Below are 24,880 nucleotides of genomic sequence, written 5' to 3'. Positions count from 1 at the left end.
CCTACTTCAAACTCCCCAAGTACGAAAACAAATCCGCCACCTGCTGATCCGTGAACCCGTCGATCAAGCCCTCCGGCATCAAGCTCCGCTTCGAGACCGTGTGCTCCTTCACCAGCCGCTTCGGGATCGCCCGCTCATCCGCCCCGATCTGCCGCAGCACAATCATGTCCCGGTTCTCCGAAGCCAGGAAACCGCTCGCCAGGCTACCGTCCTCCAGCGCGATATCGTGCCGGTAGTAGCCGCTCTCAAGCTGCGCATTCGGCGTCAACACGTTCCTCATCAGGCTCTCGGTGCCCATCGCCCCCGCCCCGCTCAGATCCGGCCCGATCGCCGTCCCCTCACCCTTCGCCTGATGGCAGATCATGCAGCTCGCTTGGAAGAGTTGCTTGCCCGCCGCCGCGTCACCCGGCTTCGCCGCCAGCCCGCGCACCCGCTCGAATTTCGCCACCATCGCCTTCGCCGCCGCCGGCGTCAGCAGCTCCGGAAAGTCGGAAGTCCATTCCAGCGCCGCACCGCCCACCGGCTGCTTCCCGGCCTCGTCGCCCGTGATCCGGGCCACCAGCCCGGGCATTGCCGTGCCCGCCGGAAACCGCGTCCGATGCTCGGCCATGATCTCACCCGCACTCCGCGCCACGCTCCACACCCGGCACTCCAGGAAGCTGCCCTCCGTCCCGCCACGCTGGTTCGCCCGCCCGAGATCCAGCCCCCGCATCGCCGCCTTGAAGCTACCACCCGAGACCCCCACCGGCTCGCCATCGAGATACAGCGCCACCTTGCCTGCCTCATCCCGCGTCACCGCGCAGTGCGTCCACTTCCCGGCCTCCACCGGCCGGTCCGCGATCACCACGTCAGCCGTCCCGCTGTAAAGTCGCAGCCGCGCATCGTAGAAATTGATATCCGCCCCGCCGCCCTGCGTGCCTAACAGCCCGTCGCGGTTGTCGATTCCCGCCTCAAGCTTCACCCAGGTCTCCACCGTGAAGGGCCCCTCCAGCGTCAGGTTCGCCGGGATTACCGCATCCGGCTTCCCGGGAAAACGGATCGAGCGCACCAACAAGCCATCGACCTTCCCCAGCACCGCCTGGAAGTCCGGGCTATCCGACCCCAGCACCGCGCCCAACTTCTCCACCGCCGATGGCTCGAAGCCCGCGAACTCACCCTTCGCCACCGCTCGCGCAAATCCGAGGGCGCAGGTCTTGTTAGAGACCATCCCGTTCACCGCAAACTGCCGCATCGCCCCGGAAAGCTTCGGCCACCGCCCGGCGATCTCCGCCACCGCCACCGGATCTCCCGACGACGCATACCCGATCAAGGCCTCGCGCGCCACCGCCGCATCCGCGTGATCCAGCCGCTTGCGGCACACATCTTCCGATGCCGCCCCGCTCTCGTTCATCGCCCGCAACAGAATCGCCAATTCCGCCGGACGCTCCTCCTTCAGCGCCAGGCTCGTCATCATCGGCCCCAATTCGCGCAGCCGGAAACGCCGCGCCAGATCCAGCGCCAGCGGCAGCTTGTCCGGCGACTCCTTCACCATCGCCTCCGTCGCCTTGCCCACCGCCGTCCGCAGCGCCTCGTCGGACGCCGCCACCGGATCCAGCCGCAGCAGCGAGCGCAGCATGCTCTCGCGATTCGCCACATTCCCCAATTGCTCCCCGAAGGCATTCGCCACCTTCGACTGCGAAAGCTGCGAGCCTAACAGACCTAGTTCGTCCGCATCCAGCGGCCGCTTCAAGCCCGGCATCAGCCCCACCAGTGCCGCGGCCCCATCCTGCGGCGGCAGTGCCAGCGCCGCAATCCGCCGTGCCTCCTCGCCTTCCGCTTCCTGTCCCGAGAAAAAGGTCCAGGTCACCAGCGGATGCGCCTCCAGCGCCCGGCGGATCAGGTAGCGCAGGAAGTTCGCCTCATAGGCATCGCGCCCGCCGCCGCTCGGCGGTGCCGGAGCCAGATTGGCGATGATCGTCACCATCGCCGTGGTCGGCTCCTTCTGATAGAGCAGCGCATTCGCCAGCGCACAGGACACCCCGAATTCAGGGCCCGCGTCCTTCGCCTGGACCACCATCTTCAAAAACAGGCTGCCACCGACACCCCGCGCATCTCCCGCCGCCTCGATCACCTCGCGCCGGATGTCCGGATTCTTGTCACCGGAGAGCTTCAGCAGCAGATCGCGGTTGAGCGCCCGCATCTCGCGCACCGCCCACAGCGCCCCCAGGCGCTTCGCCACCGGCTGCGTCTCATCCGTCGCCACTTCGCTCAGCAGTGGCACCAGCCCCGGATCCGCACGATCCCCGATCTCTTCCCAAGCCATCCGCGCCACCCGCGCATTCGGAGCGCCCAGTTGCTCTAACAACTCCGGCACCGCCAGCTTGGTCAGGTCCGCCTGCGCCGCCGGCTGGAAGCCCTTCGGCTTCACCCGCCAGATCCGTCCGCGGGTCTTGTCGCGCTCCGGATGATTCCGCGGCACCTCGTTGTGCGAGATGATCTTGTTGCACCAATCCGCGATGTAGAGACAGCCGTCCGGCCCGAACTGGACCGAAACCGGCCGGAACCAAACGTCGGAAGTAACCAGGAAATCCTCCTCCTTCTTATACCTCGGATTCCCCGCGGCATCCTTATCGAGGGTCACGATTTGGATCCGGTTCGTGATCGGATTCGCGATGTAGAAAACCCGCTTCCCCGGCCATTGCGCCGCGAAGGCGCTGCCCTCGTCCTCGGCCAGTGCCAGGCCGCTCAAGCCCGTCCCGCCCATCGGTTGCCCCGGCGTCGATTCCGGCACTTGCGGTGCATACGCCTTCAACTTCTCCTTCGAGCCCGTCGGGTAATGCGCGCCATCGATGAACTCCGACACCGGGTGCCCCATGTCGTTCGCCTCCTGCAGGAATTCCTTCCCGTCCCGCCCCGTGGCAAACCCCCAGATATTATTAGGGCCTGCGGTGAGCAGGCCGAAGTCCGAACCATCGAGTCTCGCGCGGGCCAGTTTACACTGGTTCAGCGCGACCTCCACCGGCCCGCTTGAAAAAGGCGAGCCATCCGGTCGACTCACCTTCGAGTAATTGAAGAGTCCCTGCGCCAGCGTGAACCACCCTCCCGGCGATCGCTCGAACTGGTGAGGAAAGAGGTGCGAGTCCTGGATCCCGAAGCCCTTCAGCACCACCTCGAAATCATCGGCCTTCCCGTTCTGGTCCATGTCCATGTAGCGCCGGATCTCCGTGCCGTGCTGGACATACACCGAGCCCTTGTAAGGCATGATCCCCAGCGGGATCGCCAGCTTGTCCACGAAGACCCGCGGCGTCTGCGGACCCGCCTTCCACGGCTCGTCGAAGACCAGCACCTTGTCCTTGCCGCCTTTCGCATACAGCGCGTCCGCCTCCGCCTGGTTCTCGTTCGCATCCACCGGATACTCCAGCGCGGTCATCGTCCACATCTTCCCGGAGTGATCCCATGCCATCGTGATCGGCTTGCCCACGCCTTCCTTCTCGGAAGCCACCAGCTCGACCTCGAAGCCCTCCGGCAATTTGAAGGTCGCCATCTCGGTCTCCGGCGAGCGCACCGAGGCATCCTCCCACTTCGGCGCACCTTCCGTCGCCGGCAGCTCCGCGATCGTGATGTCCTTGAACTGCACCAGCAGCTTGCCGCCGCCGTGCGTCTGCAGGCCGATCAATCCTTCCAGCGGGATCGCGCCGTCCTCTTCCTTGTAGTCCAGCGCCTTCACCCCGTTGATCCACGAGCGGATCCGCGGCCCTTCGCAGCGGATGCGATACTCGTTCCACTCCCAATCCTTCGCCGTCCCCTGGATCGCCGCGGCATCCACCGGCTCGCCGATGACCTTGTTCCTACGGGATTCATCGTACAACTTCCCCCACCACCCGGTCCCCGCATCCACCTGGTAGCCCTCCATCTCGGAATTGTCCTTCACCCGGCGGCTGCGCAGTTGCACCCCGGAGTTCATGAAGCCCTCACCCTGCGTCAGCTTCACCTTCAGCCGCAGGTCGAAATTCGCATAGCGCTTCTTCGTCGCCAGGAAGGTGTTGAAGGGCACCTTCTCCTCCAGCGAGCCACCGGTGATCATCCCGTCCTGCACCTTCCACCATTTTTCCTCGCCCGGCAGGATCTCCCAGCCATCGAGCGTCTTGCCATCGAAAAGCGAGACCGGCGGCTCCGGCAGCGGCTTGTTTGAATAGTTCCCCCAATCGACGATCTCGCCCTCCTTCGCCCGGTCCAGATAGTACCTGCAGGGATTTCTCGGTCCAGCCGGGGTTCTCCTTCTCGCCCCCCTGCAACAGGCGCTTGGCATCCGGCGTCTTCGAAGCGCGGCCACCCTCCGGCAGCTCCGCCCCCGCACTCCACAGGATCCCGTTCAGCACCATCTTGCGCGCATCGTCGTTCGCCCAGCTCCACAGGAAGTGCCCGCCCGTGAAACCGAAGGCCCGCCCGCCCTTCGGCCGCGGAAAAGCCCACGCATCCCACTGCGGCGATTCCCCGTCCACCGCCGCCCGCGCGGCATCATTCCCGCGGTATGGGCTCAGCCCCGCTTCGACCAATTCCTTCTGCGGATAGACCTTGAACAGCGGCTGCACATGGCCGTGGTCCGCATCGCACTCGCGCAGGAAAAAGTAGCACTCGTCGTAGAGCGAGAACGGCTTCACCCCGCGCATGATCGGATGGTCCGTATGCTCCGCCGACTTCGCGTTCCAGAAATTGCTGATCGAATAAAAGGCCTCGAAGTCCGCCCCCATCAGGTTCCGCCACTGCGCGCGCCGCGGATCCTTCCCCTGGTCCTTCGACTTCGGATCCTGCGCCTGGATCCCCGTGGCCCAGTGCAGCGCCACCAGCCCCTTGCCGGCGTTCATGAAAGCCTCGAGCTCCGCCAGCTTGTCATTCGCCGGATGTTGGTCCCAGCCATCGGCATAGATCACCAGCGCGTCCGCCTTCGCCAGCGTCCCCGCGTCCGGCCACTCCGTGATCACCTCCGCATCCACCTCCCCGCCCTCCTTGATCGAGTCGCAGAGCAGCCGGCTCCCCGCCCCGTGCCGGTGCTGGCCCCAGGCATGGGTATCGTTCCCGGCCAGGAACAGAATCCGCTTCGGAGCCGCCGCAGCGGTCCCGCAGGCGAGCGCGAACAAGAGGAGGAAGGATCGGTGAAGTCGCATGGCAAAAAAATCGGTGCGGTAATACGCAAGCATGACGCAAAAAATTGCGGAGGATCAACTGCCAAGCTGCCGAATCGCCGAACCGCCTGCCACCGGACAAGAACGCGCGGAGGAAGACGGGCCCAAATACTCCGTCTCCCCCCGCGCTACGAACCCTGGAAAGTCTCTCCGCCGCTTTGATCCACCGATGCGCGAACCGCCCTCCGAATCCGCCATCTTTCTCGTCTGCTCCGTCAAGCGAACGGTCTCAGCAAGCCCGCCACCAAGGGTAAGTAGTCCCGCCTTCAGGCGGACTCACCGGTAGGTGTCTTCCGCGGCTCCGCCGCCGTGGACTGCGGCAGGCTCCTGCCGCTGTGGGCAGGCAGCCTGCTGCCGTGAAGCACCGGAGAGTTCCGTATCCCGCTCCGTCCGCGGCTCGCGACATCCGGTGCTTCGCCTTTGCAGCGCCCCTCGCAGCAGGCTGCATCGGGACAGCGGCAGCAGGCTGCGCGCAGTCCACGGCGACGGAGTCGCGGAAGACACCTACTGTATTTCCATCGCAGCCCGCAATCTCAAGCTCGCCCGCGCCTCTCTCCGCCGCAGCCCAACTTCGGCCCCGGCCCCTTCTCCGGCGCAGCCGCAGACTGATTTGTGATTAGAAGATTAGTGATTCGCTCTGACGTCTTGTAACACTCCCCCAATCTGCTCCAATCCCCAGCCATGCGCTGGCTGCTCGTCTTCCTCGCCCTCGGCACCCTTCACGCCGAGGAAATCACCTTCAAAACCTCCGCGGAAGTCCCCGAGGAAGCCTTCCCCATCGGCAACGGCCTCCTCCGCGCCCGCGTCAAGGGCCGCACCGGCATCGAGCCCATGGCCATCTTCCCGAAGGGCGGCCGCCACCCCGCCACCCCGCGCGTCCCCGGCAATGCCATCTGCGGCCCCGCCTGGTTCCACTTCTCCCTCGACTGGCTCGCCGGCAAGGACGCCAAGGTCACCGACTACAAGCGCACCCTCAACCTCCAGGACGGCACCGTCGTCACCACCTTCAACCGCGGCGGCGCCGGCTTCACCTGGACCGTCTTCGCCACCGCCGAGGACGGCCTGATCGTCACCCACCTCCGCACCGACAAACCCGGCTCGCTCAACTTCCGAATCACCCTCCCCACCGAGCACGGCGCCAGAACCCGCGTCGAAGACCGCCGCATCCTCGTCCTCGATGGCACCGCCGCCGGCAAGCCCTTCGCCGCCCGCGCCTGGGTCTTCCCCATGGAGTCCGAGGTCACTCCCGGCGACAAGGAAATCACCGTCCGCGGCGAAGGCGAAGCCCTCATCCTCCTCGCTGCCACCCGCGACCCGCAGGAAATAGCCACCCTCCCCGACCGCCTCAAGCCCCTCGGCTTCGGCGGCGATGACCATCCCGACATCTTCCAAATGGCCACCGGCCTGTTGGAGCGCCACCTCGCCACTCACCGCAAGGCCATGGAAGGCCCCGGAGACAAGAAGCAGGAGATCTTCAACCGCTACGTCAAACACGCCGTAGCCCTCCCCGCCCCAACTCCGTCCCCCGAAAGCCCACTCCCCGAAGCCATCTTCGAGGAACCCACCTCTCCCGCAACTGCCGCCCCCGGCACCACCCTCCCCGCCAAGCCCTAACCCGGCGCAGCCGCCTTTCTCCGTCCCAACGGGACGACTTATAAAAGCCCGGCACGCAGTGCCGGGACAGCCAGTAGAGGGTATCGCGTCCTACAGGGACGCCTCATGCGGGGAACGGCCACAACCATCCGACCCGCCCCCGATCACCCACCGACTTTGCCTTCCCTTCGATGTTCGATGTTGGGCGTTCGATGTTCGATGTTCGCCTTTTTTCCTACCGGCTCAGCTCCTCCTGACAAATCAGCTTGAACCCCGAGCTATTCAAGACCCCCACCGCAAAATCATAATCCTCCACGTGCAGCGCTAGCAAAGTGTGCCCCTTCGGCGAAGGCATCAGCGCATACGCGAAGTCCACGTTCGTCTCCGCCACCATCAGCGTATCCAGCACCGGCAACAGCTCCGGCCCCGATTCCTTCAGCGAGATCACCACCAGTTCGCAGGTCGTGTGCGGGATCCCCTTCTCCAGGAAAATCTGCTCGGTCGTCTCCGGATCCGTCACCACCAGCCGCGCGATCGTCGCATCCCGCGAGTCCTGCACGCTAAGGCCGACCACCTCGATCGCCGAGGAACGCAGCAGCTTGACCAGCGAGGCCAGGGCTCCGGCACGGTTCGGCAGCAGCACGGAGAATTGCTTCACCGGATTCCCCGGTTCGAGAGTCTTGGCGGGCATCGTCAGAAAGTAAGGAGGAGGACAGGATCAGCCGCGCGGGCCGCGGAGCGGGACCGTTATTACCTCACCTTTGCTACGATTCTCAATCACCATTTGATTCGGGCGCACATCGATGACCGTGAAATCCTCCCCCGCCGCCGAGCGGAACTTCTGCCCCGCCCGCGCCACATAGCGCTTTCCAGCCCCATCCTCAACCAGAGCCACCGGATCCCCGGCTGTCGATTCCAGCCCCGAAATGATCTCGCGGCGGCGGCCTGTCCCCGCATCTTCCAATTCGACCACCGTGACCGGCGCGGCCGGCTGCGAGCTGTCCTTGATCGACTGCATCCGGGTCCCGACGCGCACCACCTTCAGGCGCGACTTCGGAACAGTCTGGCCCAAGGGAACCGCCGTCACCCCGCCACCCGCAAGCCGCAGGCTCGCCACCTCACCCTGTGAAGGCTCCACCCGCAGCGGCAATTCCCGCTGCCGGTAAGCGCGCATCACGAAAGGTGCCGTGCCGGATCCGGTCGGACTCGCCGGAGCCGCTTCATTCGTCACCGCTGGCAGCGGCTTCAGCACCGCCGCCTCCAGCACCGGCGGCGCATCCGGAGCAGCGCCCGTCATCCCCGCGGCCTTATCCGCGGCGGCCATCAGCGCCATCATCTCCTGACCCAGATCGGAAGGCTCTTCCAAGCCATACTCGCTCTGCTTCGGAGCCTCGGCCAGCAGCTTCGCCAGTTCCTCGTGCCCGGCCTCGCGCGCGGAATCCGCGGCGATCTTGCCCTCATCGTCCATTGAGAATCGGTTGGCACCCAGATCCAGCAGCATCTCCACCGCCTCGATGTTGCCGTGCTCCGCGGCCACCATCAGCGCGGTCCGGCCATCGTCCATCCGCGCATAGACCGAGGCCCCGTACTTCGTCAGCTCGTCAACCGCCGGCGCGCGGCCTTCCAGCGCCGCGACCAGCAGCGAGGCATCCAGATTCTCGCGGTCGTAGGGAGCCAGCACCGAGACCATCCCCGGTGGCCCCTCGGTCACCGCCAGGGTCAGGGGCTTGTAGCCGTTCGCATCCTTCTTGTTCGGATCGGCCTTTCGGGTCAGGAGGTAGCGGGCCATCGCCGGGCTGCCCTTCAGCACCGTCGCCATCAGCGGCGTGCGGCCATCCGCCCCCGCGATGTCCACCGGCACGCCCTTGTCTAACAGGAACTCCACGGACTTCTTCATGCCCGCCACCGCGGCCGCATGCAGCGCGGTATCTCCGGCGGAGTTGCGCGTGTCGGTGGCCATGCCGTTCTTCAAAAGCTCCTCCAGAGCGACCACGTCGTCGCTTTCCGCCGCCCGGAAGAAAGCCTCGGGTGTCAGATCGTAACCCTTCTCCTTCAGCTCCTGCCGCGCCGCTTCCTTGCGGTCACGGCAGCCGGTGGTGACTACAAGCGCCGCGCCAAGGCAGAGGACTAGCATGGATTTACCGCTCACAGGCACGAGAATACTTCGGAGTTCTTAACCTTTCAATCCGGAAGCTTCCGCCGTTTCCACGGCCAGAATCCGGCAGACCTCTCCCTCCACCCGGAACTTCACCTCCACCCCGCAGAGTCCCGCCCCATGAATCCTTCCCGGCTCCTCCCGTCCCGCCGGCGGCCTCGGATCCAGCGCCAGCGCTTCCACGATCGCCCGGCGGGAGCGCTCGGGCAGCGCCTCGAAGCCCTCCACCCCGTCCGCCGTCACCTCCAGCCGCACCGGCTCGGCAGGCGCAAACCCGCCCTGCGCCTCCGGCAGCGCCTCCGCATACGGCAGGTACGGCTTGATGTCGAAAACCGGCGTCCCGTCCACCAGATCCAGCCCGCCCAGCAGCAGCACCGAACCGCCCGGCCGTGCCTCGACTCCCTCCAGCCTCACCAGCGACAAGCCCAGCCCGTTCGGCCGGAAGGTCGAGCGGCTCGCAAAGACCCCCACCCGCTCGTTCCCGCCCAGCCGCGGCGGCCGGACCGTCGGATGCCAGCCCGCCTCCGCCGTAAGATGGAAGCCGAAGATCAGCCACAGGTGCGAAAAGCCCTCGATCCCCCGCAGCGCCTCCGCCTGCCGGAACTCCGGCTCGAACACCAGCTCCCCCCACGCACTCGGACACAAGCCCGGCTGCCGCGGCACGCCGAACTTGCCGCCGAAGCATGACCTAACAACACCGATGGGCCGGATCTCCACGCCCGGGATTTTTCCGTGCCACGGCCCACTTGCCAAGCGCATCCTCCCCCCCGTGCTCACCCGACCCTTGGCGGCCATCGCCGCCCTGCTCCTCACCCACTGCGCTCCCCACACCGTCCGGCGGATGGAAGCGATCGAGATCGCCTACACCTACAGCCGCATCTCCTGGACCCCGGAGCAGCGCCACGTGAAGCACGGCCCGGACAAAGACGGCGTCCTGGTCCACACTCCCGACACCACCCTCTCCGCCCACGGCCTCTCCAACGGCTGGTGGCAGACCGGCAAGCCGGCACGCGGCATGGCCTACCAGTGGGGCGGCTTCGACACGCCGGAGCAGTTCCTCGCTTCCCTGGCCAAGGGCGAGGCCGCCGGTGACATCTCGACCGCCGGCAAGCGCCGCCTCGGCGACGCCGGGACCAGCCGGGAAGCCTGCGGCATCGATTGCTCCGGCTTCGTCTCGCGCTGCTGGCGTCTCTCCAAGCCGGTCTCGACCAAGGAACTGCCCGCCATCTGCGACAAGCTCGGCTCCTGGTCCGACCTCAAGGCCGGGGACATCCTGCTCAACCACCAGCACGTCCTGCTCTTCGCCAAGTCCGCGAAGCCCGGCAAGACCGTCTACGTCTACGAGGCCGGCCCCTTCCCCGTCTGGCGGGTCAATGCCGCGGAGATCCCCGTGGATTACCTCCTCAAGCGCGGCTACGCCCCTTGGCGCTACCGTGGAATCCGGGACTGATGCCCTGCCTTTCCTGCCTCTGAATCGGGGACCTGAGAATAATTCTTAAGGGGGTACCCTTAGAGGGAATACCTTTGCGTGCCGTTTGGGGCTACGGGTGGCGTGCCGTCCGGGGCACCACGCGTGTGCCGTCCGGGGGGACGGGTTGGCGCCTTGCCCCGTACGCGACTGATCCGGCGAGGGGGAGGTTCTCGCCGGATCAGTATGCTGAGTCAGGGGGGAATCGGGTCAGGCCGCCTTTCGCAGGAGGGCCACCAGCACGCCTTGAATGATGAGTTCGCGGGCGGGAATCAGGTCGGGGAAATGCTCGTTCTCGGCGTGAAGGAAGGGCTTGCCCTTGTTCACCACGAAACGCTTGAGAGTGGTCTCGCCATCGATGAGGGCGGCGACGATATCGCGGTCCCGGGGCTCGCGGAACTCAAGGATCACGGTGTCACCGCTACAGATGTGGGCATCGATCATCGAGTCGCCGCGGACCTTCAGAGCGAAGGTGCGGGCGCTGCGGGGAATGCCGATCGAGGCGATATCGATCGAGATGCAGCCCTGGCGGTCTTGCTCCGTCTCGCCCGCCATACCGGCGGCGATCTGGCCGTAGACCGGGATGTCCACGATCTCCTCGCGATCGAGTTCTTCCGGGAAGATGACGGCACGGGCCTTGCCTGGCAGGCGCTGGATCACGCCCTTGCGCTCGAGGGCGCGCAGGTGGCTCATCGCGGCGGTTTGGCTGGCGAAGCCGAAAAAGTGCTGCAATTCGCGGGTCGAGGGCATCACGCCCGTCTTGCGCTGCTGCGTCTTCAGGTATTCGACAATTTCCTTTTGGCGCTGGGTAAGACCTTCCTGCATGGCTTAAGTGAACAGTGTTCTTAGGAACAAACCATGAGCGCGAAATTACGGCAAGCGAAAATTTGGCGATTTCCCGCCTTGAGGAACCGTTAACAAAACGGGATGATCGGCAACGATGCTTCGCCGAGCCAGCCTGCGTGTTTCCGCGCTTCTCGTCTTTTCCCTGCTTCTTCCCGCCTGTGGTGGCGACACCCCGCCGCCGCGCCGCGCCGGGGCCAGCGGTCCCACCGCGGACTACGATCAGCCGCCGGTCCAGACCACCACCGTCCCGCTCACCCCGCCGCCACCGGTCGCGGCGCAGAGCGCGATCGTGATCGATCCCATTTCGGGGCGGGTGCTGTATGCGAAGAATGCCGACTCCGAGCGTCCGATCGCCTCGACCCAGAAGCTGCTGACGGCGCTGGTGGTGATGGATGCGGGCCCGCTGAGCGATCCGGTGACGATCACCTCCGACGACACCCAGTGCGAGCCGACCAAGCTTGGCATCAAGCCGGGTGACACCTACACCCGCGGCGAACTGCTGAAGGTCCTGATCGTGAAGAGCGCCAATGACGTCGCCCGCGCCCTGGCCCGCGACGTCGGCGGCAGCCAGGAAGGCTTCGCCCAGCTGATGAACCAGAAGGCGGCCTCGCTGGGGATGCGCCATTCCCACTTTGTCAATCCGAACGGCTTGCCCAACCCGACGCAGTTCTCCACCGCGCGGGACATCGCGATCGCCTCGCGGCAGGCGTGGCGGAGCCAGACGATCCGATCGATGACCGCGACGAAGTCCATGACCTTCCGGCATGCCGACGGCAAGGTGAGGACGCTGGAGAACACCAACCGGCTACTCAAGCGGGTGCCTTATTGCGACGGGCTGAAGACCGGCACCACGGATCTGGCCGGGCGTTGTCTGGTTTCCTCGGGAACGCTCTACGGGCGTTCGGCGATCGTGGTGGTGTTGAAGAGCACGACGCCGAATGTGTGGAATGATTCGGAGAAGCTTTTGCGCTGGGCGCTGGAGCGCCCCCCTCTGCCACTGCCGCGCGGTAATGGCCGACCCGCGGCAGGAACTCGCGGATCTGGCTTCGGCCGGGCTGCTGCGCACGCTGCGTCCGCTCGATTCCCCGGCCGGGCCGCGGGTGATCCGCGAGGGCCGGGAGCTGTGGAATTTCGCGTCGAACGACTACCTCGGTCTGGCAGGCCATCCGGCGCTGGCGGAGGCCTTCATCGAGGGCATCCGGAGATATGGCGCGGGAGCCGCGGCCTCGCGGCTGGTGTGCGGGAGCCTGACGCCGCACCGCGAGCTTGAGGATGCCTTGGCCGCGGCGAAGGGCTGCGAGGCGGCGCTGACTTTTCCCAGCGGCTTCGCGACCGCGGCGGGCTCGCTGCCGGCGCTGGCGGGCAAGGACGACGTGCTGGTGCTGGACAAGCTGTGCCATGCTTCCCTGATCGATGGGGCCCGGCTTTCGGGGGCGACGGTGAGAGTGTTCCCGCACAACGATGTGGCGAAGCTGGAGAAGCTGTTAGAGGGGATCCGGGGGAAGCAGGCGAAGGCGCGGGTGATCGTGGTGACGGAATCCGTGTTCTCGATGGACGGCGATGTCTGCCCGCTGCAGGAGATCGTGGCGGCGAAGGAACGGCATGGGGCGATGCTGTTTCTGGATGAGGCGCATGCCTTCGGGGTGATCGGTCCGCAAGGGATGGGTTTGGCGGCGCGGGAAGCTTTGCAGGATCACGTGGAGTTCCAGATGGGCACGCTCAGCAAGGCGGCGGGATTGGCGGGAGGTTACCTCGCGACCAGCGCGGCGTGGCGGGATCTGCTGGTGAACCGGGCGCGGTCTTTTATCTACACGACGGCAGCACCTCCGGCGTTGGCGCATGCCTCGCTGGCGGCGCTGGAGTTGATCCGTTCGGCGGAGGGCGATGGCTTGCGGGCGCGGCTGCGGGAGAATGTGAGCGTGATCTCGCCCGGACACGAATCGGCGATCGTGCCGGTGCTGTTAGGGAGTAATGAGGCGGCCTTGGAGGCTTCGCGAAGGTTGGAAGAAGCGGGCTATCTGGTGCCTGCGATCCGCTATCCGACGGTGCCGCGCGGGACGGCGAGGTTGAGGGTTTCGGTCTCGGCGGCGCATCCGGTGGCAGCGGCGGAAGAGTTGGCAGGACACTTGGGGTTGCATTAGGCCGAACCCTTCGATGGATGAAGACCAGAAGCTGGCCGAGCCATCGCCAGACTCTTCTTCCACTCCGCCCGGATCTTCCGGCGGCGATTGATCGCCGCGAGGCTCCACCATGTGCCGACATAGAGGGTGATAAGCATCCAGAGCGGGATGTGAAGGTAGTATTGATAGAGGGTCCCGCTCAGCATCCGGGTTCTTCCGCCAGGCAGGTTAAGCGTGGTGCCGAGGACACCTTCATGCCATCCGTAAATTTTGGGAGACCACGCGTCGGGATCCCTTAGCCTGCGCACGCTGTTGTTCAGGACGAGACGATAATTGAAGCTTCCTTGGCAGTAGGCGGGAATACTTGTGTACCACCGGGGCGATTTCTCCCATCTCACGCGGATCTCTCCCATTTCGAGAGTTACTTCCTTCGAATCCTTCTTAAGGGGGCCCGGGATTTCGACCACGGTGCGGCAGATGAGGGAGTAAGCAAAGGCCCAAAGGAGAAAGACAAGCACGATGATGCCACAGCAAGTGCCGCTGGAGAGGCGCCGGGGTTTCATGTCCGCACTATGAAGGGAACCGGCTTGGAGTCGAGCAAGCTTGCGGCGAACCGGAGCATTTCTAAAGAGGGTTGGGTCAAGGGACTTCGGGGGTCGGGCTGCGGAAGCGCTGCCGTGGCTCGATACCGGTCTCATATCAAATCCACGAAATAAGGTGACGCTTCGGCCGGGGCGCAAGTGGTCACGGATTGAAAGGATTTTTACGGATTTCACGGATTGGAGATCACTTGGCAGCCACGGGAATCTCTATGCCTCCCGATCCGTGAATCCGTTCAAATCTGTCTAATCCGTGATGATTGTGGGTAGTCCTCTAAAATCATATCAATTCGGGAAGTTGGTATCGTCGAAGGGTTGCGATGGATCCTCACGCCGGGATGCTGCCGAGCTTTGGAACTGCATGCATCAGGGGACCATTCTGCGGGGCGGAGCCTCCGCGGTCCCAGGGGGCAGGCATTGTCCGTCGGCTTTTTCGGTTCTTCCTCGTCGCAAGGCTTGCCTTTGCCTGTTACGCCATCGGCATGTCCCCGCGCGCCGCGCTCCGCCTCCTGCCCAGGTGCGTACCTTGCCGCCTTCGCCGTGCTGTCGGCCGCCGCCGAGGATTTCCAGTCCCCCTACCAGTTCGACGAGCACACGCTCCACCTCTGGCACCTCGATGAAACGGTGGCGCCCTTCGCCGATGTGGTGCCGATTCCCACCGACCTGTATGGTCTGCTGAACGGGGCCCTGGCCGACCGGGCCTCGCTTCCCGGTCTCGGCTCCGCCGTCTCCTTCGATGCGAATGCCGGCGGCAAGCCGGGCAGTTCCGATCTCCGCGGGGCAGTCCTGGCCGCAGCGCCCGCCCTCTCCAGCGGGCGCCAGGACAATGTCTCCACCGGCTTCCGCCACTTCGGGCCGGACGGGGCCTTCACCTACGAGATGATCGTGCGCCCGGACGTCATGCCCAAGGATGCAGGGGTCATCGCACTCGGCCTGATGTCGATGGATGGCGATGCCAACGACCGCATCTTCAATTTCCGCATCGAGAGGCAGGGCTTCCTCGCCTTCATCACGCTGCCGGATTGCGGGGCCACCGGCGGCGGACTCGCCACCATCCCCGTCACGGGTCCCCACGCTTTGCAAGCCGGTGCCTGGTACCACGTCGCCGTCACCTACGATGGCAATGCCGGCGTCGCCAACAATCTCAAGCTCTACTGGACCCGCCTCGATACCCACCCGACCGAGGCCCACCTGATCGGCCGCGGCAGTCTCACGAATGACTTCGGCGGCCAGACCGGCGACTTCGCAATCGGCAATGAGGCGCGCACCTTCATGGGCAATGCCGAGGCCGAGCCCTTTCCCGGTCTGATCGATGAGGTGCGGATCAGTAGCATCGCCCGCAATCCGCGCGACTTCTTCTTCGTCCCCGCGGAGCGCCGGCAACCATCCCGCCCTGCGGCCGAGGACGCGACAGGCCGCAGCCGGGAGCCGCTCGACCTGATCCTCTCCGGCGTGATGGTGGATGCCTTCCGGGCCAGCTTGCCGGGAGATCCCGGCGGCATCCTGCGCCTTGACTCCGGCTTGCATCGCCTCGACTTCGATTTCGGCTTCGATCCCGACCGCTTCGATTCCGATGTGAAACTGCGCTGCCAGCTCGAGGGCATCGACGAGCGTTGGCAGGAGACCGAGCGTGGCATGAGCTTGTCCTGTCAGGCGCTGGATGCGGACCGGCGGGTGATCTCGGAATCCCGCTTCCCCGCAATCGGCCGCAGTCCCGGCTGGGAAACCACGCTGGATGACTCCAATCTCGCCCGCCGCACGGAGCCGATCTATCTCCCGGCCCAGACCGCGGCCATCCGCCTCTCGCTCAGTTCCGGCTCCGCCGACACCACCGGCCTGATGGTGATCGACAATCTCTCGCTCACCGAGACCGGCGGCGGGGCCAAGTCGATCTGGCCGAACGGCGACTTCGCCTTTAGCAGCTCGCCGCCTTCTTCTGCAGACCTACCCAAGGGCTGGCGGCGCAGCGGCAGCGAACCCGGCATCGCCCAGTTCGTCACCGCCCTGGCGGGCACCGCGCTCGGTCTGGTGGACGGGGACCAGGAGAAGCAGGGCGAGTGGGTCTCTGCGCAGCCCTGGACCAGTCCCGATGGCGAGAGCCGCACCATGGTGCTCTCTTGGGATGAGGGCTACAACGTGATCGGCGGCGCACAGAACCGCGCCACCTACGTCAATGTCCCGCCCGGTCGCTACACCTTCCGGGTGATCGGCCTGGCGGGCGACAAACAGCTTGCGGGCAAGATGATCTCGCTGCCCGTGCACATCGATCCGCCCTTCTGGCACCGCGTGTGGTTCTGGCCCGCCGTCGCCGCCGCCTCGGTCGCGCTGGTAGCCGCCGCGGCCTTCACCCACCTGCGGCGGCGCTCGCGGCGGCGGCTGGAGCGGCTGCGTTTCCTGAATGCCTTGGAGCAAGACCGCAGCCGCATCGCCCGCGACATGCACGATGACCTCGGCACGCGGGTCACCGTGCTCAACATGACCGCCGCGCTCGCCCGCCGCGACATGGATGCGGACCCCGCCAAGGCCCGCCGCCATTTGGAAAAGATGACCGGCTCCGCCCGCGAATTGGTCGAGGCGATGGATGACCTCGTGTGGGCCGTGGAGCCGGCCCACGACACGCTCGATCACCTCGCCTCCCATCTCACGCGGATGGCGGAGGAGATGTTCCGCGATAGCCCGGTGCGCTGCCGCCTGGACATCCCGGCGATCCTGCCCGCGCGGCCACTCGGCTCCGACTTCCGCCACCACGTCGCGCTGGCGGTGAAGGAATCGCTCCACAATGTCCTCCAGCACGCCGGGCCCTGCGAGGTCTTCCTGTCCCTCTCGCTCGAGGACGAGACGCTCGCGATCACCGTGCGCGATACCGGCCGCGGCTTCGATCCCGCGGCCCAAGCGCACGGTCTCGGCCTTGATAACACCGCCGCCCGCATCCGCGAAATCGGCGGCAGCTACGCCTTGGACTCGTCAAGAGGCCACGGAACCTGTGTGGTGATGCTTTGCCGCCTCCCGGAGCATCCGCACTGACTTCCCATGTCCGCCACCCGCACCATTGCCCTCGTCGAGGATGATCCGCTCCTTCGCGAAACCCTCGCCGAGGTCCTCTCCGCCTCCGGCACCTGGCAACTCGTCGCCGCCTATCCCGATGCCGAGGCTGCGCTGGCGGCGATGAAGCAGCAGCACCCGGACGTCGTGCTCATGGACATCCAGCTTCCCGGCATGTCGGGCATCGAGTGCGTCGCGCACTTGAAGGCGCTGCATCCCGCGGCCTTGGTGCTGATGGTTACGGTCTATGACAACAACGACCGCATCTTCGACGCCCTGGCGGCCGGTGCCTCCGGCTACCTCTTGAAGCGCGATGCGCCCTCGAAGCTGCTCGAGTGCCTGGACGACCTCGTGGCCGGCGGATCGCCGATGTCGAGTGCGATTGCGCGCAAGGTCGTGCAGCACTTTCAAAAGGAGCCGCCCGCGAAAAACGAGGACCACAACCTGACCCCGCGCGAGAAGCAGATCCTGGAGCTGCTGGTGAAGGGCGGGCTCTACAAGGAAATCGCCTGGGATCTAGGGATCGGCGTGGAGACGGTGCGCACGCATCTTCATAATATCTATGCGAAGATGCACGTGCGGACGCGGACGGAGGCGGTGGTGAAGTACTTGGGGAGGTAGTAGGGGCCTTCCCATTTTCGGGGGACTCCCCTCTTTCCCATCCTCCTTCCCACCATCCTCAGCGATGCTGGCGGGAAACCCATGCGTTTGCTAATCATCGCCCTCTTCACCCTCCCGGCCACCGCCTCGATCCGCGGCCCTTACTCGGCGGACGCGAACACCGTCCACCTCTTCCATCTCGATGAAGCCGCGGGCACCACCAGCGCCGCAAATACCGGCGGCGCCAGCTCCCCTCTCCTCGCTTTCAACGGCACAAGCGTCCCCGCAAACGGCAACAGCGTCCAACCCGCCAACACTGCCATCCTCGGGGCAGACGCCTTCTCCGCGGTCTTCGGCAAGGCGGCCACTCTCTCCACCCTGTCGGCAGGTCTCGGCTTGGATGCGAACGGCTCCGGCGGCTTCCAGCCCGGCACGACTTTCTGCCCGGATGCCATCGACCACTCGACTCTCGCGGGCGCGGACGGTTCTTTCACCTTAGAAGCCCTGATCAACCTACCCGCGATCACCGGCTCCTCCCGCGAGATCATCACCACCGATAGTTCCCTTACCAACCGCGGCTTCCAGTTCCGGGTCGGGGCTACGGGGCTGCTGGAGTTCAACTTCATCACCGGTGGCGGTGCCGCGATCTCCGCGCCGATTCCCGTCGGCGGCACCCATGCCTTCGCCGCGAACGAATGGTTCCACGTCGCGCTGGCCTTCGATGGGCCCACTCACACTTCCACCTTCTACTGGACCCGGCTCGCCGCGGATCCCGGCGCGCCGAACGTCATCGGCAGTTCCACCGCGGAAACCACCAATGCCAGTATCACCGGCCCGCTGGTGATCGGCAACGAAGGCCGCGGCCCTTCCGCCGAGGCGCTGCTGGGGCTGATCGACGAGGTCCGCATCAGCAACAAGCTGCGCGCACCGGACGAGTTCCTCTTCGAAGCGCCGGACCTGGTGACCGATAACGACAACGACCAGCTCCCGGATTCCTGGGAACTTCTCCACGCCCCGGATCTCACGGTCCTCTCCGGTCTTGGCGGGGCCGATCGCGATCTGGACGGAGCCAGCGACCTCGCCGAATACGAGGCCGGCAGCGATCCCGACGATATCGCATCCATCCCTTCGGATCGCGATGCGGACGGCCTGCCGGACAGCTGGGAGCAGACCTACTTCGGCAACATCTTCCAAACACCCCATGGCGATCCCGACGGCGATGGCGAGAGCAACGCCACCGAGCTGCTCAATGGTTCCGCCCCGAACAACCGCGCCTCTCTCGCCAGCGACACCGATGGCGAGGGCCTGCCCGACGCATGGGAAACGGCGAGTTTCGCGACACTGGCCCACAACGCGGGGGCCGATCCGGATGGCGATGGCTTCGGCAATCTCCAGGAGCTTGCCGCGGGGACCCATGCCAATCTAACAGCTTCACGCCCGCCCGGCACCGCGGTCCGGCTGGTGCCGCTGGACGACGGCAAGCCCGCGACCAGCGAATTCGGCTACGCGGGCGGCTCCGCGATCAATACGGTGTCCTTCGTGCGCTCGTCGCTGAAGACGGTCGGCAACCAGCAATTCGTCACCTGGTATGGCCGCCACCAGTTTGATCCGGTGGCCCCCTTCAACAACACCATCTGGATCGGACGCCGCACGCTCGGCTCCTCCGAATGGGAAGTCTTCCGCCACCCGAGCTTCACCGCGAACACCATCACGGACGGCCACGATGTGATCAGCTACGGCATCGATGGCGATGGCTTCATGCACGTCTCCTGGGGCATGCATGGCGATGCCTTCCACTATTCCCGTAGTACCACGCCGGTCACCGGCAGCGGGCCGATCGCACTCGGGCCGGACACGACGATGACGACCCGCGAGGCGACCGTGACTTACCCGCAGTTCCTGAAGCTGCCGGACGGCGACCTGCTTTTCCTCTTCCGCGAGGGCTCCTCGGGCAGCGGCAATACCTTCCTGAACCGCTACGACACGGCCACGCAGATCTGGGACAATGTCCACCGCAGCGGCAGCACCCAGCTTCCCTTCATCAAGGGCACCGGCTGGACACCGGACTACAATGCCTACCCGAACATGCCGCAACTCGGCGGCGATGGCGACGACCTGCTGCTGACCTGGTGCTGGCGCTACAATGGCGGATCCCCGGAAGGCGAGAGCGGCTACCAGACGAACAACAACTTCGCCTTCGCCCGCTCCCCGGATGCGGGAGCGAGCTGGCAGCGCTTCGATAGCACGCCCTATGCGCTGCCGATCTCCCGCAGTGGCGAGAGCGGCGATCCCGCCACCGCCGCGGAGCACATCCTGACTATCCCCGAAGGCAGCAGCCTGATCAACCAGGCCAGCATGTGCCTGGACGCCGCGGGCCACCCGGTGATCGCCTCGTGGTGGGCTCCGCAAGCTGCGGCGGGAGATCACCGCCGGCAATACATGGTGGTCTTCCGCCACGACAACGGGACCTGGCAGACACGGCCGGTGTCGGCGCGTTCGGTCGATCCCGCGGGCACCAAATACAGCGAGAACTTCGTGCGCAATCTCGGGCGCCCGATCGTGGTGCGGGACGATAGCGACCGCATCATCGTGGCCTACCGCGACAACCGGGGCAGCAACGGCCTGACCATCGTCCACAGCCTGCCGAAGGCGGAAGATCCGGACCGGTTGGTGTGGATCGAGTTCGACCTGACCGCGGACAACCTCGGCAACTACGAGCCGATCATCGACAACGAACTCTGGGACCGCGACCGGGAGTTGCACTTCCTCTATCAGGCCTCCGCGGGTGAAGGCTACAGTCCGCCCGCCAACACCGCCGCGCGCTTTTCGATCCTGGAGTGGGACGCCGCGGCTTACTTCGCGCACCATCCGCAGCCGCGGATCGCGCCGGGCAGCGGGCAGGTCACGATCACTTGCCCGACGCAGCCGAGCTGGTCGTATCGCCTATGGAGCAGCGTGAACCTTGAAGACTGGGCGCTCGCGGGAACGGCCGAGGGCACGGGTGAGCCCGCCATCTTCACCCAGCCGGTGAACCCCGCGGAGCCCGCCAGGTATTGGCGGATCGAATACGCCGAGGGCGGATTCTGAAGGCAGGGACCGCTTTCCAAGCGGTCCGGCGGATGGCGGTGCGTCGGGGTGAAACGATGTCCCGACGAGGTTTCGGGCCGTCCCCAGCCGGACCTTTCGGAGAAAGGTCCCTGCCTTTGCTCCCTCCCCATTGCGTGGGAGAAGGCCGCATCTGATTGCACCGGGAGGAAGCGCGACCCTACCTTATCACGATTCCTATATCACCGGCAGCATTTACCCGCGCTGCCGACAAGACCCCTAAACCCAAGATCATGACTCGAACCCCGCAATCCTTCGCGTGGATCGCCCTTGCCTCCGGCTTGCTCACGCCAGCCGTGCACGGAGCGCTCCGCAGCCCGTATACCGCCGATGCCTCGACACCGCACCTCTACCACTTCAGCGAGGCGGCGGGCGGATCCGCCACCGCGAATGCGGGCAGTGCGGGATCGAATGCCTTCACCCTCGATGCCAATCCGGTGGCCGGAGCGCCGGTCACCAGCGTGCTTGGTGCGGGTGGCTTCGCCGGCTTCGGGAACTCCGCAGACTTCGGCAACAATGCTGACTACCTCGCCGGCTTCGACGGCAATGGCAGCGGGGCCTACCAGACCGACCAGACCTCGGCGATCCTGAGCCCGGATGCGGTCGCCATGAGCACGCTCGGCATCAACGCCGCGAACCCCTTCACGCTGGAAGCGATGGTCAAATTCTCGGTGAATCCGACCGGCGCCGCCCACGAGTTCCTCTGCACGGATAGCTCCGCCACGGCCCGCGGCTTCCAGTTCCGCATCACGAATGTCGCGCCCACCGGCGGTCCCGCCGGAAAGTATCTGGAGTTCAACCTGATCGGCGTCGCGGGCTGCCAGCGCAAGGCGCTGATCCCCACCCTCGCGATCGATCCCATTAACGGTTATGCCGCCGAGACGTGGTTCCATGTCGCCTTCGTTTACACCGGCACGACCTGCCAGTTCTACTGGACCAAGGTCGATCCCTCGATCACCGCGGCGAAGGCATTGACCCCGGTCGATGGGACCAACGCGGCGGCACCCGCCATGACCATCACCGCTGCGGCCGCCACCATCACCGGCCCGCTGGTGATCGGGAACGAGCAACGCGCCATGGCCGCCGAGGGGCTCCGCGGAAGCATCGACGAGGTCCGCATCAGCACCGTCGCGCGCGGCCCGGGCGACTTCCTCTACTACCTGCTGGATACCGATAGCGACCTGCTCGACGACACCTGGGAACTGAGCTTCGCCGCCACGCTCGGCGAACTCTCCGGTCTCGGCGGTGCGGATGGGGATCTGGACGGCTTCAGCGACCTCGACGAATACACCGCGCGCACCAACCCGAAGAACAATCTATCGAACCCCAACGACCGGGATGGCGACGGCCTCCTGGATAGTTGGGAGAACACGCACTTCGGCAATACCACCAGCCAATCCGGCAGTATGGATGCCGATGGCGACTACGCCACCAACGCCCAGGAATTCGCCGCATCCACCCTGCCCACCGACCGGACTTCCTTCCCCGATACGGAAGGCGGCAGCGGTGACGGGATGAGCGATGCCTGGGAGATCACCTACTTCGGCAACCTCGCGGCGCTTCCCCTCGCCGACGCAGACGGTGACACCTTCACGAATACCGACGAGTTCTTCGGCAACTCGAATCCCACCGACATCAACTGGACGCCGGTGAAGGCCAAGCTCAGCCACCGCTGGAGCTTCAATGGCAGCCTGACCGACTCCATCGGCAGCAGCACCGTCCAGATTATCGATCCGGATAACGACGATCTCACCGGTGGCGGTTCCACCTTGTCAGCCACCGACCTGCTGTTAGGCGGCGGGACGCGCGCCACTTCCGCCTATGCGCAGCTCGGCACGAACCTGCTGCAGGGCAAGAAGACGCCGGTGACGATCGAACTCTGGGCCACCCAGGTGGCGGTCCAGAATTGGGGGCGCATCTTCGACTTCGGCAGCAGCCCTTCCGAGTATCTGATGATGTCGTGGACGCAGGCGGCAACGCTGGCCACCGATAACGTGGACTGGACCGATCTGGCGATCAACACCAGCCAGAATACCAATCAGCCCTACACGCTTGGCAGCGAGTTCCACATCGTGATGACGATCGAGCCGGGGGCCGGCACCAATAGCACCACGCTGGTCACCTGGTATTCGGTCCCGGTGGGGACCTCGGATCTCGGTTCCCCGCAGGGCTCCTTCAGCACGGCCAACCAGACCGCATTCCTGAATGATTCCCTGGCCATCCTCGGGCGCTCGCAGTTCGCCACCGACAGCACGGCAAACGCCCGCTACAACGAGGTGCGGATCTGGGACGGTGCGCTAAGCTTCGACGAACGCGAGTTCTACCACGATGCCGGACCGAACGTCCTCACCGTCACCGATGCCGATGGCGACGGCCTGCTGGACGAATGGGAAGTGGAGAATTTCCGCGCTTCGCCCGGCGAGTCCGTGGCGACGATCCTGGTGAAGTACGACGGCGACGACGATCCGGATGGCGACCTCTACGACAACACCTCGGAGTTTAACAACGGCACCGACCCGAACGATATCCTGTCTTCGTTCGATGGAGACGGCGACGGCCTGCCCGATGGGTGGGAAGTGTTGTGGTTCCGCGATGCTCCGGAGGAAGAGCTCTTCGACATCACCGTCAAGTTCAGCGGCACCGATGACCCGGACCTCGACGGCTTCTCCAACGAGGCCGAGCAGACGGCCAACACCAATCCCGAGAATGGGGCCTTAACGCCGATCGATAGCGATGGCGACACGCTGGTGGATTCTTGGGAGCAATTCTACTTCTCCGATCTGGACGAGGTGGCCTCCGGCGATCCGGACCTCGACTCCGGAACCAACCTTCAGGAGCAAAACGCCGGCTCGAACCCGACGCTCGCGAGTTCGACCATCACGGATGCCGACGGTGATTCCATCGCCGATACCGGCGAGGCCTTCCAGCCTTACACGGTGGATTCCAACACGCTGCATCTCTGGCATCTCGATGAGGTGAAGGCCCCTGCCGCCGATGCGGTGGGGGGCGGAACTCCGCTCACCAGTCTCTCGAATGGAGCGCTGATGTGGACCCCATCGCTGGCAGGTTTCGGCACCGGGCTGAATCCATCGGCAGGCCGCGGCACGACCGCTTCCGGCGTGCTTTCCGCCCTGCCGCACAGGAACGACACCAGCGATGATGTCACCATGGCCTATGCCGGTGCCGACGGTGCCTTCACCTTCGAGGCGATTGTCCGCATCGAGTTTAATCCCGCGACCGCCCAGCCTTTGGCGGCTCCTATGCAGATCGTTACCGGAGAGAACGATGTTGATCCGACCCGGGTGTGGCAATTCCGCCTGCTCCCAGCCGGCGGTGCCGGCAATGCCGCGGGCACCGCGCCGCTGCTCGAGTTCGTCAACGTGAATGGAGGCGCCGCACAGCCGCTCTCGACCGCGCTGCCGATCGCAGGAGTGAATGCGATCGCGCAAGGGAATTGGTATCACGTGGCCGTGGCCTACAACGGCAACGAGGCCACGGCCGACAACCTGAAGCTCTACTGGACCAAGCTGGATCCCGCGAACGCCCAAGCCAGCCAGTTGGCATCCCTGCAGATGACCAACGACCTGCTAGCCGGCGCGGCCATCGACTTCAGCATCGGCAATGAAGGGCGCGATCCCGGTGGCATCACCGATGCCTTCCTCGGCGTGGTCGACGAGGTCCGGATCAGCTCGGTGGCGCGAAACGCCAACCAGTTCCTGTTCGTTGGCGGCGGCGATGGCGATGCGCTCGATGACGCGTGGGAGATGTTGTACTTCGGCGGCCTCGGCGAAACCGACGGCGGGGACTTCGACCACGATGGTACGGACAACCTGACGGAATACCGGCTTGGGTTGATTCCTAACAAGGGCAGCTCGCTGTTTGTCGCCACACGGGGGGCGAGCGGGTTGATCCAGTGGCCGAGCGTCACCGGCGTGAATTTCACGGTCAGCCGCAGCGTCGACCTCAGCGTGGGCAGTTGGAGTAATATCGCGACGGTGCCGGGGACGGCGGGGACGGCTTCGTTCACGGATCCTTCGCCACCGGCGGGGACGAAGGCGTTCTACCGGATCACGCTGAACAACTGATTGCTTCTCCGGGTTAAACAAATGGGTTTCCGGGGGTCGTTTGGGCGGCCCCCGGATTTTTTTGGCTTTAGCTCGATCAGATGGAAGGCGAGAGATCGAGGCGCG

General features: G+C 65.4%; 13 protein-coding genes and 2 pseudogenes. 8 read left to right on the top strand and 7 right to left on the bottom strand.

Translation table 11 applies throughout. The features are described from left to right. Position 1: 1 nt before the first annotated feature. Together ABWK72_RS01785 and ABWK72_RS01780 are read right to left on the bottom strand one after the other, a co-directional pair. Positions 2-4,288 carry a PVC-type heme-binding CxxCH protein gene (locus ABWK72_RS01785; protein WP_367873064.1) on the bottom strand — a complete coding sequence of 1,429 codons (4,287 nt, stop codon included), beginning with the start codon at positions 4,286-4,288 and terminating at the stop codon, positions 2-4. A 61-nt stretch (positions 4,289-4,349) separates the two neighbouring features. Further along, a pseudogene (locus tag ABWK72_RS01780) lies at positions 4,350-5,144 on the bottom strand (ThuA domain-containing protein); the annotation flags it as partial. Between the two features lie 699 nt (positions 5,145-5,843). Here ABWK72_RS01780 and ABWK72_RS01775 point away from each other — a divergent pair. Next, on the top strand, positions 5,844-6,776 hold the full coding sequence (locus tag ABWK72_RS01775) for a glycoside hydrolase N-terminal domain-containing protein (RefSeq protein ID WP_367873061.1): 933 nt from the start codon (positions 5,844-5,846) through the stop codon (positions 6,774-6,776). A gap of 214 nt (positions 6,777-6,990) precedes the next feature. On the opposite strand, the gene ABWK72_RS01770 is transcribed toward ABWK72_RS01775, so the two are convergent. The 3 genes from ABWK72_RS01770 to tsaA are packed head-to-tail and all read right to left on the bottom strand — an operon-like array spanning position 6,991 to position 9,669. Further along, on the bottom strand, positions 6,991-7,446 hold the full coding sequence (locus tag ABWK72_RS01770; protein WP_367873060.1) for an acetolactate synthase: 456 nt from the start codon (positions 7,444-7,446) through the stop codon (positions 6,991-6,993). Between the two features lie 27 nt (positions 7,447-7,473). Further along, positions 7,474-8,904, bottom strand: a complete 1,431-nt coding sequence (locus tag ABWK72_RS01765; RefSeq protein ID WP_367873059.1) for an ankyrin repeat domain-containing protein — start codon at positions 8,902-8,904, stop codon at positions 7,474-7,476. A 24-nt stretch (positions 8,905-8,928) separates the two neighbouring features. Further along, positions 8,929-9,669 carry a tRNA (N6-threonylcarbamoyladenosine(37)-N6)-methyltransferase TrmO gene (tsaA, locus tag ABWK72_RS01760; RefSeq protein WP_367873058.1) on the bottom strand — a complete coding sequence of 247 codons (741 nt, stop codon included), beginning with the start codon at positions 9,667-9,669 and terminating at the stop codon, positions 8,929-8,931. A gap of 10 nt (positions 9,670-9,679) precedes the next feature. On the opposite strand from tsaA, the gene ABWK72_RS01755 reads away from it, so the two are divergent. Then, positions 9,680-10,360, top strand: a complete 681-nt coding sequence (locus ABWK72_RS01755) for a hypothetical protein (protein WP_367873057.1) — start codon at positions 9,680-9,682, stop codon at positions 10,358-10,360. A gap of 228 nt (positions 10,361-10,588) precedes the next feature. Here ABWK72_RS01755 and lexA read toward each other — a convergent pair whose 3' ends face one another. Next, the gene (gene lexA, locus ABWK72_RS01750; RefSeq protein WP_367873056.1) at positions 10,589-11,203 is read right to left on the bottom strand and encodes a transcriptional repressor LexA; all 615 of its coding nucleotides are present in this window, start codon (positions 11,201-11,203) and stop codon (positions 10,589-10,591) included. A gap of 115 nt (positions 11,204-11,318) precedes the next feature. Here lexA and ABWK72_RS01745 point away from each other — a divergent pair. Both ABWK72_RS01745 and ABWK72_RS01740 read left to right on the top strand, forming a co-directional pair. Continuing rightward, a pseudogene (locus ABWK72_RS01745) lies at positions 11,319-12,143 on the top strand (D-alanyl-D-alanine carboxypeptidase family protein); the annotation flags it as partial. A 91-nt stretch (positions 12,144-12,234) separates the two neighbouring features. After that, complete coding sequence (locus ABWK72_RS01740; protein ID WP_367875306.1) at positions 12,235-13,365, top strand: aminotransferase class I/II-fold pyridoxal phosphate-dependent enzyme; 1,131 nt, start codon at positions 12,235-12,237, stop codon at positions 13,363-13,365. On the opposite strand, the gene ABWK72_RS01735 is transcribed toward ABWK72_RS01740, so the two are convergent. Further along, positions 13,362-13,907, bottom strand: a complete 546-nt coding sequence (locus ABWK72_RS01735) for a hypothetical protein (RefSeq protein ID WP_367873055.1) — start codon at positions 13,905-13,907, stop codon at positions 13,362-13,364. The two genes, ABWK72_RS01740 and ABWK72_RS01735, sit on opposite strands and share 4 nt — an antisense overlap. 576 nt (positions 13,908-14,483) lie before the next feature. Here ABWK72_RS01735 and ABWK72_RS01730 point away from each other — a divergent pair. The 4 genes from ABWK72_RS01730 (at position 14,484) to ABWK72_RS01715 (ending at position 24,775) form a co-directional block, all read left to right on the top strand. Then, entirely contained in the window at positions 14,484-16,967 is a 2,484-nt protein-coding gene (locus tag ABWK72_RS01730) for a LamG-like jellyroll fold domain-containing protein (protein ID WP_367873054.1), read from the top strand. 6 nt (positions 16,968-16,973) lie between these two features. Then, positions 16,974-17,606: a response regulator gene (locus ABWK72_RS01725; protein ID WP_367873053.1), complete on the top strand. Its 633-nt coding sequence runs from the start codon at positions 16,974-16,976 to the stop codon at positions 17,604-17,606. Positions 17,607-17,687: 81 nt separating this feature from the next. After that, entirely contained in the window at positions 17,688-20,672 is a 2,985-nt protein-coding gene (locus ABWK72_RS01720; RefSeq protein ID WP_367873051.1) for a BNR-4 repeat-containing protein, read from the top strand. Positions 20,673-20,923: 251 nt separating this feature from the next. Continuing rightward, positions 20,924-24,775, top strand: coding sequence for a LamG-like jellyroll fold domain-containing protein (locus ABWK72_RS01715; RefSeq protein ID WP_367873050.1), 3,852 nt, complete (start codon positions 20,924-20,926; stop codon positions 24,773-24,775). Positions 24,776-24,880 lie beyond the last annotated feature (105 nt).

Source organism: Luteolibacter sp. Populi, assembly GCF_040801775.1.
GTDB lineage: Bacteria > Verrucomicrobiota > Verrucomicrobiia > Verrucomicrobiales > Akkermansiaceae > Haloferula.
The sequence above is the reverse complement of the archived record's forward strand: the minus strand, read 5'-3'. Positions and strand labels throughout refer to the sequence as shown.